This window comes from Streptomyces sp. NPDC110618, assembly GCF_055657065.1.
Genome location: NZ_JBVKBN010000002.1, coordinates 723,331 through 735,418 on the forward strand (window position 1 = coordinate 723,331; position 12,088 = coordinate 735,418).

9 protein-coding genes and 1 rRNA gene are annotated in these 12,088 nt (G+C 72.0%); 5 read left to right on the plus strand and 5 right to left on the minus strand.

Annotated features, from left to right (window positions below):
* Window positions 1-122: 122 nt before the first annotated feature.
* From ACZ7L7_RS06450 to mtnA, 4 genes are all read right to left on the minus strand, one after another.
* Window positions 123-1,958, minus strand: a complete 1,836-nt coding sequence (locus ACZ7L7_RS06450; protein ID WP_285516821.1) for an LpqB family beta-propeller domain-containing protein — start codon at window positions 1,956-1,958, stop codon at window positions 123-125.
* Window positions 1,948-4,005 carry an MtrAB system histidine kinase MtrB gene (mtrB, locus tag ACZ7L7_RS06455; protein ID WP_285516822.1) on the minus strand — a complete coding sequence of 686 codons (2,058 nt, stop codon included), beginning with the start codon at window positions 4,003-4,005 and terminating at the stop codon, window positions 1,948-1,950. The genes ACZ7L7_RS06450 and mtrB overlap by 11 nt, the downstream gene beginning before the upstream one ends.
* A 1-nt stretch (window position 4,006) precedes the next feature.
* Window positions 4,007-4,696, minus strand: a complete 690-nt coding sequence (gene mtrA / locus ACZ7L7_RS06460) for a two-component system response regulator MtrA (protein WP_015659998.1) — start codon at window positions 4,694-4,696, stop codon at window positions 4,007-4,009.
* 166 nt (window positions 4,697-4,862) lie between these two features.
* On the minus strand, window positions 4,863-6,005 hold the full coding sequence (gene mtnA / locus ACZ7L7_RS06465) for an S-methyl-5-thioribose-1-phosphate isomerase (RefSeq protein WP_285516823.1): 1,143 nt from the start codon (window positions 6,003-6,005) through the stop codon (window positions 4,863-4,865).
* A 141-nt stretch (window positions 6,006-6,146) separates the two neighbouring features.
* Between mtnA and ACZ7L7_RS06470 the strand changes: the two genes are divergently transcribed.
* The 5 genes from ACZ7L7_RS06470 to ACZ7L7_RS06490 are packed head-to-tail and all read left to right on the plus strand — an operon-like array spanning window position 6,147 to window position 11,721.
* Complete coding sequence (locus ACZ7L7_RS06470) at window positions 6,147-7,448, plus strand: DUF7847 domain-containing protein (RefSeq protein ID WP_453603633.1); 1,302 nt, start codon at window positions 6,147-6,149, stop codon at window positions 7,446-7,448.
* A 4-nt stretch (window positions 7,449-7,452) separates the two neighbouring features.
* Window positions 7,453-8,229, plus strand: coding sequence for a DUF4129 domain-containing protein (locus tag ACZ7L7_RS06475; protein ID WP_472075087.1), 777 nt, complete (start codon window positions 7,453-7,455; stop codon window positions 8,227-8,229).
* The gene (locus tag ACZ7L7_RS06480) at window positions 8,226-9,422 is read left to right on the plus strand and encodes a DUF4350 domain-containing protein (protein WP_472075089.1); all 1,197 of its coding nucleotides are present in this window, start codon (window positions 8,226-8,228) and stop codon (window positions 9,420-9,422) included. Before ACZ7L7_RS06475 ends, ACZ7L7_RS06480 begins: the two co-directional genes overlap by 4 nt.
* On the plus strand, window positions 9,422-10,411 hold the full coding sequence (locus ACZ7L7_RS06485) for an AAA family ATPase (RefSeq protein ID WP_285516827.1): 990 nt from the start codon (window positions 9,422-9,424) through the stop codon (window positions 10,409-10,411). Before ACZ7L7_RS06480 ends, ACZ7L7_RS06485 begins: the two co-directional genes overlap by 1 nt.
* Window positions 10,411-11,721, plus strand: coding sequence for a DUF58 domain-containing protein (locus tag ACZ7L7_RS06490; RefSeq protein ID WP_472075091.1), 1,311 nt, complete (start codon window positions 10,411-10,413; stop codon window positions 11,719-11,721). Before ACZ7L7_RS06485 ends, ACZ7L7_RS06490 begins: the two co-directional genes overlap by 1 nt.
* 93 nt (window positions 11,722-11,814) lie before the next feature.
* On the opposite strand, the gene rrf is transcribed toward ACZ7L7_RS06490, so the two are convergent.
* A 5S ribosomal RNA gene (gene rrf, locus ACZ7L7_RS06495) occupies window positions 11,815-11,931 on the minus strand.
* Window positions 11,932-12,088: the final 157 nt, after the last annotated feature.

The following is a 12,088-nucleotide window of genomic DNA, read 5'->3' on the forward strand; positions in this document are numbered from 1 at the left end:
ACAACTCCGCCGAAGCCGCCGCACGGCCGCACAACGGCCTCTCCAACCCCCTCCGACATGCGAAAACGGCTGCCCCCAACGGAGACAGCCGCTCACACCGGCCCGGGACACGGCCCGGCCCCTCACCCCGGATAGACCGGCGCCGTCCCGTCCGTCACGACCTTCTGCCACTGCCCGCCCGAATGGAGCCGCACGATGCCGTCCTCCGAATAGGCCACCAGCGGAACCCGGTCGTCCTCGGTCGCGGCGATCGCCTTCACACCGGTCAGCGCGGCGGGCGCGGGCCCTTCCGGAGTGGAGCCGTCGGCCTGGACGTACCGCAGCGTCTGGACGCCGTTCGGCTCCCGCCCGACCACCACGAGCCGGCTGTCGCCCGCCCAGGACACGGTGGTGACCTCCTCCAGGCCCGGCGTCGCGGACCGCAGTTCCATCACCGAGACGACCGGCCGCTCCTCGCCGGGCTTCACCTCCCGCTCGATGCGCCCGATGTACAGGGACGACGTGTCGCCCTTGGCCACCACGAGCGCGATCCGCACGCCGTCCGCAGCCACCCGCACCGACTCGATCCGCCCGTCCAGTCCCGGCGTCCGCACCTCAAGGGGCTTGCCCGCGCCGTCCTCCAGCAGGAGCAGCCTCGGGTCGTCGGGGTTGCGGTCGGCGATCCACAGGTTGTGCTGCGCGTCCCAGCTCGGCGTCGTCAGCCGGTCGCCCTCCGACTTGCCCGCACTGCGCAGCAGGGGCTCGCCGAGCGACCCGCCCGACACCAGCGAGCCGACGAACAGCTGCTTGCCGTCCCGGCTGACCCCGGCCCCCATCTGCTCGTCCCGAGAGACGGCCGCGGCCCGCAGCTGCGTCTGCCCCTCGCCCAGCGCGCCCGGCACCGCCTCCGGCGTCCGCGAGCCCTCCTGGGCCGCCATCCGCACGAGCTGGTGCTCCTCGTCGATGAAGTACAGGTGCTCGGCCTGCTCCGTGGCCCCCCGCGCGGCCGTGGCCTCGGGTCCCTCGGTCAGCGAGCACAGCTGTCGGTCCCCGGACTCCAGCGCGACCTCCTCGATCGACGGCGAGAGGCTGCGCAGGGTGAACAGCAGCTGGGCCGCCATCTCCGTGCACTTGTTGAGGCCGACCCGGGCCGCCTTGTCGTTGAGCGGCACGGTCAGCTTGTTCTGCTCGTCGGGCGTCAGCGTGGTGACGCCCTTCGCCAGCGCGGTACCCGTGGGGAAGGCCGTCCTGACGACCGGCCCGAGCAGACTGGTGGGCCCCTTCAGCAGGGAACGCACCATCTGAGTCATCGGATCGACGCGCTCACGGACGTAGACGGGATCGGCGACCGCCGCCGGCTGACGGCTGCTCCCGGGCACACCGTTCGAGGCGAAGAAGTACTTGTTGACCGCCGTGTAGTTGCGCTCGAAGTCGCCCTGCCCCATGACTACGCCCTGGGGCAACTTGTCGATGCGCCACTGCTTGGTCTTCGGGTCCCGGGACAGGTGCAGCAACGCCTCGTAGCCGCCCTCCGCGGGGGCGTACGACTGCTGCTCGTCCACCGTGGCCACCTTGGTGCCGCTCAGCGCGAACGACGTCTCCCCGGTCTCCTCAGGACCCCGCTGCTTGGACACCTCGAAGGCGTCGGGACCGTCCGCGAGGACCGTCGTCCCCGCCTTGGGCCGCCACGCCTTCGCCGCGTCCTCGGTCAGGTACTGGCTGGCCATCTCGTAGTTCGGATCGTCGCTGGTCAGCGCCTCCAGGAAGCCCTGTACGAGCTGGGTGGGCGTGGCGTCCTCCGGGGGCGGCACCGCGAACACCTGGACCAGGGTGTCCTGCCCCGGTGTGGAGTCCACGCCGCTGAGATCCCCGCTGTCGGGCATCGAGGCACACCCGGCCAGCAGTACGACGCCGCAGGCGGCGAACGCCACCGCGCGCCTCGGCCGCCGCCGGGTACCCCCGTCGCGGTCAGCGCCCACGAGATGCCTCCCCTTGCCTGCTCGGTCCCTCCGCGGGCCCGGCGTCCTCACCGCGCGCCCCCTCCCCGGCGGACGCGTCCTCCTGTCGTCGCGGCACCGCGGCGGGCCGGGGCACCACGCGCGCGCCGTTGCCCGGCAGCGCCGTCGGGTCGGCCGTGGGGGCCGCCCCGGACAGCCTCGGCCCGATCGGGTCACGCGTGCGCAGACCGGTCCCCTCACCCGTCGGCTGCGCCGGGACCGTCGCGCTCTTCTCCCCGCGCGGGAGACCGGCGTCGTCGAGGCCGCGGTTGCGGCGTGAGTCCTTCGGCTCCAGGGGTATCGGCGAGCCCCTGAGCGGCTCGTCCGCGGTCCGCGGCAGTGTCAGCCGGAACTGCGAGCCACCGCCCGGCTCACCCCAGGCCTGGAGCCAGCCGCCGTGCAGCCGGGCGTCCTCCAGGGCGATGGACAGCCCCAGACCCGTACCGCCGGTGGTACGCGCGCGTGCCGGGTCGGCACGCCAGAAGCGGCTGAACACACGGGTCGCCTCGCCGGGCTTGAGCCCGACGCCGTAGTCGCGCACCGCGACCGCGACCGCGCCGCCCGCCGCGGCCAGCTTGACCACGACGTCCCGGCCCTCGCCGTGCTCCACGGCGTTGACGACGAGATTGCGCAGCACCCGCTCCACACGCCGGGCGTCGGCCTCGGCGACCACGGGCTGCTGGTCGCCCACCACCCGTATCGTCGTGCCCTTGCGCTCGGCGAGCGGCTCGGCGCCGGTGACCACCCTGCGCACGACCTCCCGCAGATCGATAGGCTCGGCCTCCAGGGCCGCCGCGCCCGCGTCGAACCGGCTGATCTCCAGCAGGTCCGCGAGCAGCGACTCGAACCGGTCCAGCTGGTCGGCGAGCAGCTCGGCCGACCGCGCGGTCACCGGGTCGAAGTCCTCGCGCGCCTCGTGAATGACATCGGCGGCCATCCGTACGGTCGTCAGCGGCGTCCGCAGCTCGTGCGACACGTCCGACACGAACCGCCGCTGCATCCGCGACAGGTCCTCCAGCTGCTGGATCTTCAGTTGGAGGTTCTGCGCCATCTTGTTGAACGCCTCGCCCAGCCGGGCGATGTCGTCCTCGCCGGTGACCTTCATACGTTCCTGAAGGCGCCCGGCGGACAGCCGCTCGGCGATCCCGGCCGCCATCCGCACCGGCGTGACGACCTGCCGCACGACGAGCCAGGCGATCGCCCCGAGGAGGACGACGACGAACAGCCCGGCCGTCGCCAGCGTGCTCCTGACCAGGCTCAGCGACTTCTCCTCCTGGGTGAGCGGGAAGAGGTAGTAGAGCTGGTACGGGGCGCCGTTGGGGTCGTTGACCTGCTTGCCGATGACCAGCGCGGGCTGCGACTCCTTGCCGTTGCTGTAGACGATCCGCGTGTAGCTCTGCGCCGCACCGGTACCGCTGTCGATCCGCTCCCGCAGGTTCACCGGCACGCTGGCCGGGTCGACGTAGTTCGAGACACGCGGACCGCGCCCGCTGCCGCTGTCGCCGCCGGAGGGCAGCGTGACGACCTCGAAGGCGCCCTGGCCGCCGCTGGCGAGGGTCTGCACCAGGTCGCTCATCCACTGGATGACGTTCTGCTCGGAGCGGCCGTCGGCTCCCGTGCCGCCCTCGCCGGCGCCGGACGCCGACTCCTCGTCGGCGGCCTGCTTGGCCGCGGCGAAACCACCGGTGGCCTGGCTCTGCGCGGCCTTCACCTTCGCGTCCAGCAGGCCGTTGCGCACCTGCCCGATCACGACGAAGCCCAGCAGCAGGACCACGCCCAGCGACATCAGCAGGGTGGTGACCACGACCTTGAGCTGGATGTTGCGCCGCCACAGCCGCATGACGGGCAGCAGCGGCCTGCGCACCCAGCGCATGAACAACCTCAGGACCGGGCTGCCCTGGACCCCTCCCTGGAGCAACCCGCCCTCCAGGAACCGTCCCCAACGGGAGCCTGTCGTCCCCCGGCCGACAGGCCGCCCCCCGCGTGCCCCGGACCGGCCGGGCGCCGAAGCGGCACTGTCACCGGACATGTCAGCTCGGCCCTGCCTTGTATCCGACACCTCGGACGGTCACCACGATCTCCGGCCGCTCGGGGTCCTTCTCTACCTTGGAGCGCAGCCGCTGCACATGGACATTGACCAGCCGGGTGTCCGCCGCGTGCCGGTACCCCCACACCTGCTCCAGCAGCACCTCGCGGGTGAACACCTGCCAGGGCTTGCGCGCGAGCGCGACCAGCAGGTCGAACTCCAGCGGGGTCAGCGCGATCGACTGACCGTCCCGCTTCACCGAATGCCCGGCCACGTCGATGACCAGGTCACCGATGGCGAGCTGCTCCGGCGCCGGCTCCTCGGACCTCCGCAGCCGCGCCCGGATGCGGGCGACCAGCTCCTTGGGCTTGAACGGCTTCACGATGTAGTCGTCCGCGCCCGACTCCAGGCCCACGACGACATCGACGGTGTCGCTCTTGGCCGTGAGCATCACGATCGGCACACCCGACTCGGCACGGATCAGCCGGCACACCTCGATGCCGTCCCGTCCGGGCAGCATCAGGTCGAGCAGTACCAGATCGGGCTTGGTCTCACGGAAAGCGGCCAGCGCCTTGTCGCCGTCGGCTACGAAAGACGGCTCGAAACCTTCACCACGCAGCACAATGCCGAGCATCTCGGCCAGTGCGGTGTCGTCGTCGACGACAAGGACTCGTCCCTTCATAAACGACATCATCCCATTCTCGTAACAGTGACCGGGGCGCTGGTGAGAAGGGTCACTGGCCTGTGACGATAGTCGTATGGGGTCGCTACTGTCTGCCCTCGCCCACCGATCTTGAGGCGGACGGGCACCCCGGCGCCCCGCGCCGCAGGGGTCACCCGCGCACCACGATCACCCGGCGTCAGTCGACCGTCACCTCCCGCGACCGGCCACACACCTCTGCCAGCGCCTCCGCCGTCACCGGCGACACCACACCCTCCTCCGTCACGATGGCCGTCACCAGCTCCGGCGGCGTCACATCGAAGGCCGGGTTGTACGCCTGCGTCCCCAGCGGCGCCACCGGTATCCCGCCGCCCGGCCCGGCCACCGGCACCTGCGGCGCGGTCACCTCCGTCACCTCGAACCCGGCCCGCTGCTCCACCTCGATGGCCGCCCCGTCCGGCGTGTCCGGGTCCACCGTCGTCACCGGCGCCACCACGATGAACGGCACATGGTGGTACCGGGCCAGCACCGCGAGCGGATAGCTGCCCACCTTGTTCGCCACCGACCCGTCCGCCGCGATCCGGTCCGCCCCGATCAGCACCGCGTCCACCTCACCGGCCGCGAACAGCGAACCCGCCGCGTTGTCCGTCAGCAGGGTGTACGCCATCCCGCTGCGCGCCGCCTCGTACGCCGTCAGCCGCGCCCCCTGCAGCAGCGGACGCGTCTCGTCCACCCACAGCCGCCGCAGCTTCCCCGCCCGGTGCGCCGCCAGCGCCACCGCGAACGCCGTGCCCTCACCGCCCGACACCAGCGAACCGGTGTTGCAGTGCGTCAGGACCCGGTGCCCACCGCCGGGCAGCAGCTCGTCGAGCAGCGCCAGCCCGCGTTCGGCCATCCGGGCACTGGCCTCGGCGTCCTCCCTGTGCAGCTTCCGCGCGGCCGCCAGCGCCGCCAGCGCCGCCTTCCCCTCGTCCCCGCTCCTGGCCAGCTCGGCCCGGTAGGCGTCCTGCGCCCTGCGCACCCCGACCGCGAGGTTCACCGCGGTGGGACGGGCCCCCGCGAGCGCGTCCGCCGCGTCGTCCACGTCGAAGCCCCGCGCGGCGGCCAGCGCGACACCGTAGGCCCCCGCGATCCCGAGCAGCGGCGCACCGCGCACGGCGAGCGAACGGATGGCCTCGACCAGCACCGGCGCATCCGTACAGACGAGTCCGACCTCCTCCGCGGGCAGCCTCGTCTGGTCGAGCAGGACCAGGACGGGGCCTTCGGGCGGTTCCTCCCAACGGATCACCGGTATCTCCGTCGGCCGCTTGTCCTCGCCGGATTGCGCGTGCTGATCAGCCATGCCGTCAGTCTGCCCGTAATCCGGCGGACAATTGAAGGTGCGCAGCCCATACCGCGGCCGGTCCGCGGATGACCACCCCATGGCACGATGGCTGCCAACCTGCCGCCGCGACCCGCGGACGGGCACCGTGAAGGAGCGATGATGAACGACACTCCGGGCTGGGCCTCGCCCGGATCCGCCCCGTCCGACGGACAGGAGCCGGGAACCTCCGGCCCTGACCGGCCCGCCGACCGCCCGGGCCCCGAGCAGCCCGCGGACCAGCCCGGCCCGCAGCCGCAGGGCCACGGCTCTAAGTGGTCCAAGGAGCAGCCGCCACCGGCCCAGTGGTCCGCGCCCACCGGCGCTCCGGCACCGGGGCAGGCACCGCCTCCGCCGCCGCCCGGCCCCGGCTGGGGCAACCGGCCCCCCGCCACCGGCGGCTACGGCGGTCACGGCTCCTGGGGCGGCGGCTGGGGCGGCCCCCCGCCCGCAGCGAAGCCCGGCGTCATCCCGCTGCGCCCGCTCGGCGTCGGCGAGATCCTCGACGGCGCCGTCTCCACCATGCGCGCCTACTGGCGCACGGTCCTCGGCATCGCACTCACCGTCGCCGTACTCACCGAGATCGTCGTCGTCCTGCTCCAGGGCTTCTTCCTGAACGACACCTTCGACACCATCAACGATCCCGACGTCACCTTCGACGAACTCATGCGCGCCATGGGCGACACCATGATCAGCTACGGAGTCCTCTCCCTGATCTCGCTGATCGGCACGGTCCTCGCCACCGCCCTGCTCACCACCGTCACCAGCCGCGCCGTCCTCGGCAGGCCGGTGACCACCGGCGAGGCCTGGCGCGACGCCCGCCCGCAGGTGGGCAAGCTGTTCGGACTCATCTTCCTGCTGCTGCTCATCGCCTTCGGCATCGTCGCCGTCGGTGTCCTGCCCGGCATCCTCGTGACCGTCGCCGGAGGGGGCGGCGCGGGAGCCGCGCTCACCGTCCTCGGCAGCCTGGGCGCGGTCGTCGTGGCTCTCTGGCTGATGATCCGCTTCTCCCTCGCCTCCCCTGCCCTGATGCTGGAGAAGCAGGGCATCGTGAAGTCGATGAGCCGCTCCGTGAAGCTGGTACGCGGCTCCTGGTGGCGCGTCTTCGGCATCCAGCTGCTGGCCATGCTGATCGCGAGCATCCTCGCGTCCATCATCGCCATCCCGTTCGCCTTCCTCGCCGACGCCTTCAGCGGCGACAGCGTCAGCGGCCTCCTCGACGGCACCGGCGGCAGCCTCAGCTGGACCTTCCTGATCATCAGCGGCATCGGCTCGGTGATCGGCTCCATGATCACCTTCCCGATCTCGGCGGGCGTCACCGTCCTCCTCTACATCGACCAGCGCATCCGCCGCGAGGCCCTCGACCTGGAACTCGCCCGCGCCGCCGGCGTCCAGGGCTACGGAACCGACACCCCGGGGAGCTGAACCGGTGATCCTGGCGGGGGGAGTTCTCACCGCGGCGCAGGCACTGCCACGCGCCGCGCAACGGATGTCCGTGCGCGCCGGCGACACCCCCGCGCTGTCGACGCTGCGCTCCGACGACGACCCGCCGCTGACGATCCCCCGCGATCCGGCGCAGGACGCCGCCCGCCGGGAACTGTCCAAGCGGATGTACCACGAGAACGACCCCGGCTTCTTCGAGCGCGCCCTCGACGCCTTCTGGCGCTGGGTCGACGACCTGTTCAGCAGCGCGTCCTCGGTGACCCCCGGCGGACCGGTCGGCCTGGTCGTCGTCCTCGTGGCCGTCCTCGCCGTACTCGGCGCGCTCTGGTGGCGCCTCGGCACCCCCCGCCGCGAACCGGCCTCCGCCGCCGCCCTGTTCGACGACCGCCCCCGCAGCGCCGCCGAACACCGTGCCGCCGCCGAGGCACACGCCGCCCAGGGCCACTGGAACCAGGCCGTCCAGGAACGCATGCGGGCCCTCGTCCGCTCCTTGGAGGAACGCGCCCTCCTCGACGCCCGCCCCGGCCGCACCGCCGACGAGGCGGCCGCCGAAGCCAGCCGCGCCCTGCCCGCCCACACCGACCGACTCCACACCGCCGCACGCCACTTCGACGACGTGACATACGGCGGCCGGACCGCGACCGAAGCGTCGTACCGGCACCTCGCGGACCTTGACCACGACCTGGAACGCACCAAGCCCCAGCTCACCACCACCAGCGCCCACAGCGCGGACCACAACGCCCGCCCGGGAGCCGCCGAATGACCAATGGGGCCACGCTCCCGCCCACCTCGGTCTCGCCCACTGCCCGCCAGGTGTGGACCCGCACCCGAGGCATCGCCCTCGCCCTGGCCGTCCTGATCGCGGGCGCCCTCGCCATCGCCGTGATCCGCTCCGACACCAAGCACGGCACTCTCGACCCGCGCTCCGCCGACCCCCAGGGCAGCCGCGCCGTCGCCGAACTCCTCGCCGACCGCGGCGTGTCCACGCGCGTGGTCACCGCCCTCGACGAGGCGCGCTCCGCGATTGCCCCTGACACCACCCTCGTGGTCGCCGCCCCCGACCTTCTGACGAAACGTCAGCAGACCGCCCTGCACTCCGCGACCAGCGGCTCCGGCGGCCGCACCCTCCTCGTCGCCCCCGGCGTCTGGTCCGTCGAACGACTCGTCCCCGGCGTCCTCGCCGACCCCGCCAAGAGCCTCGACTCCACCCTCCAGCCCGATTGCGACCTTCCCGCGGCCAGGCGCGCGGGCGCGGCCGACACCGGCGGCATCCGCTACACCACCACCCACCTGATGGCCAAAGCCTGCTACCCGAGCGAGCGCCTGGCCACCCTCCTCCTCGTCCCTGACCCCTCCGGGGACGGCGACACCGTCGTCCTCGGCGCGCCCGACATCCTCACCAACGACCGCCTCGACGAGCAGGGCAACGCCTCGCTCGCCCTCCAACTCCTCGGCTCCCGCCCCCATCTGGTCTGGTACCTCCCCTCACTCTCCGACTCCACCGCCGCCGGCCCCGAAGGCGAACGCGGCCTGCTCGACCTGCTGCCCTCGGGCTGGCTGTGGGGCACACTCCAGCTCTTCATCGCGGCAGCCCTCGCCGCCCTGTGGAGGGCACGCCGACTGGGCCCCCTCGTGCCCGAACAACTCCCCGTGGCGATCCGCGCCTCCGAAACCGTCGAAGGCCGCGCCCGCCTCTATCGCAAGGCCAACGCCCGCGATCGCGCGGCCGCCGCTCTTCGCTCCACCACCCGCACCCGCCTCGCCCCCCTCGTAGGCATCCCCGTCGCCCAGGCACACGCGCCCGAAGCCCTGCTCCCCGCCCTGTCCACCCACCTCCACGGCGACGGACAGTCCCTGCACCCCCTGCTCTTCGGCCCGCCGCCCCACGACGACGCAGCCCTCATCTCGCTCGCCGACCAACTCGACGCCCTCGAAAGTGAGGTACGCCGTCCATGATGGACCCGACCACTGACAACGCCGGGCAGAGCGGAGACCGGACCGATGCCCGGGCCTCCCTCGAAGCCCTGCGCGCCGAGATCGCCAAAGCCGTGGTCGGCCAGGACCCCGCCGTGACCGGCCTCGTCGTCGCCCTCCTCTGCCGCGGACACGTACTACTAGAAGGAGTCCCCGGGGTCGCCAAAACGTTGCTCGTCCGCGCCCTCGCATCCGCACTCGAACTCGACACCAAGCGGGTCCAGTTCACCCCCGACCTCATGCCGAGCGACGTCACCGGCTCCCTGGTCTACGACACCCGCACCGCCGAGTTCTCCTTCCAACCCGGACCGGTCTTCACCAACCTCCTCCTCGCCGACGAGATCAACCGCACACCCCCGAAGACCCAGTCCTCCCTCCTCGAAGCCATGGAGGAGCGCCAGGTCACGGTCGACGGCACCCCGCGCCCGCTCCCCGAGCCCTTCCTGGTCGCGGCCACCCAGAACCCGGTCGAGTACGAGGGCACCTATCCCCTTCCCGAGGCCCAACTGGACCGCTTCCTCCTCAAACTGACGGTCCCTCTGCCCTCCCGCCAGGACGAGATCGCGGTCCTCACCCGCCACGCCGAGGGCTTCAACCCCCGCGACCTGGCGGCCGCGGGCGTACGACCCGTAGCAGGCGCCGCCGACCTCGAAGCCGCCCGCGCCGCCGTCGCCAAGACCACCGTCTCCCCCGAGATCACGGCCTACGTCGTCGACATCTGCCGCGCCACTCGCGAATCGCCGTCCCTCACCCTGGGCGTCTCCCCCCGCGGCGCAACGGCCCTCCTGTCCACCGCCCGCGCCTGGGCCTGGCTGACCGGACGCGACTACGTCATCCCCGACGACGTCAAAGCCCTCGCCCTGCCCACCCTCCGCCACCGCGTCCAACTGCGCCCCGAGGCCGAGATGGAGGGCGTGACCGCCGACTCCGTCATCAACGCGATCCTCGCCCACGTCCCGGTCCCCCGCTGATGGCACTCACCGGACGCACCGCACTATTCGCGGCTCTCGGCTCCCTCCCCGTCGGCATCTGGGAACCCAGCTGGACCGGCATCCTCGCCGTCAACGCGCCCCTGGCGGTGGCCTGCGCCTGCGACTTCGCACTCGCGGCCCCCGTACGCCGCCTCGGCCTGACCCGCTCCGGCGACACATCGGCACGCCTCGGCGAAGCCGCCGACGTCACCCTCACGATCACCAACCCCTCCAACCGCCCTCTACGCGCCCGGCTCCGGGACGCCTGGCCACCGAGCAGCTGGGCCCCGGGCACGGAGATCGGCTCCTCCCGCCACCGCCTGACCGTCCCACCGGGCGAACGCCGACGCGTCACCACCCGTCTGCGCCCCACCCGCCGAGGCGACCACCAGGCCGACCGCGTGACGATCCGCTCCTACGGCCCCCTCGGCCTCCTCACCCGACAGGGCACCCACCAGGTCCCCTGGACGGTACGCGTGCTGCCGCCCTTCACCAGCCGCAAGCACCTCCCCTCCAAGCTCGCCCGCCTGCGCGAACTGGACGGCCGCACCAGCGTCCTCACCCGAGGCGAGGGCACCGAGTTCGACAGCCTGCGCGAATACGTCCCGGGCGACGACACCCGCTCCATCGACTGGCGTGCCACGGCCCGGCAGTCCTCGGTAGCGGTACGCACCTGGCGCCCCGAACGCGACCGCCACATCCTCCTGGCCCTGGACACCGGCCGAACCTCCGCCGGCCGCGTCGGCGATGCCCCACGCCTGGACGCCTCCATGGACGCGGCCCTCCTCCTCGCCGCCCTGGCCTCCCGCGCCGGCGACCGCGTGGACCTCCTCGCCTACGACCGACGCGTACGCGCCCTGGTCCAGGGCCGTTCCGCCGGCGACGTCCTCCCGGCCCTGGTCAACGCCATGGCCACAGTGGAACCCGAACTGATCGAGACGGACGCCCGCGGCCTGACAGCGACAGCGCTGCGTGCGGCGCCCCGCCACGCCCTCATCGTGCTCTTCACCAGCCTGGACGCAGCCCCCATCGAGGAAGGCCTGCTCCCGGTGCTGTCCCAACTGACCCAGCGCCACACGGTGCTCGTGGCCTCGGTGGCCGACCCGTACATCGGCCGCATGGCCAAGGCCCGCGGCAACACGGATGCCGTCTACGAGGCAGCGGCGGCGGCCCAGGCCCAGAGCGAACGGCACCGTACGGCGGACCAGCTCCGGCGCCATGGGGTCACGGTGGTCGACGCGACACCGGACGAACTCGCGCCTGCGCTGGCGGATGCGTATTTGGCGCTCAAGACGACGGGGCGTCTCTGACAACTCCGACAACGAAGAGGCGAGAGAAAAGAGTGGGAAACGCAGAAAACCCCCGTACCGAATAAACGATACGGGGGTTTTCCATCAATAATTGTTCGGCGGCGTCCTACTCTCCCACAGGGTCCCCCCTGCAGTACCATCGGCGCTGTGAGGCTTAGCTTCCGGGTTCGGAATGTAACCGGGCGTTTCCCTCACGCTATAACCACCGAAACACTATGAAACTGACAACCGGCACACCCCAAACGGGGCGGGTTGTTCGTGGTTTCAGAACCAACACAGTGGACGCGAGCAACTGAGGACAAGCCCTCGGCCTATTAGTACCGGTCAACTCCACACGTTACCGTGCTTCCATATCCGGCCTATCAAC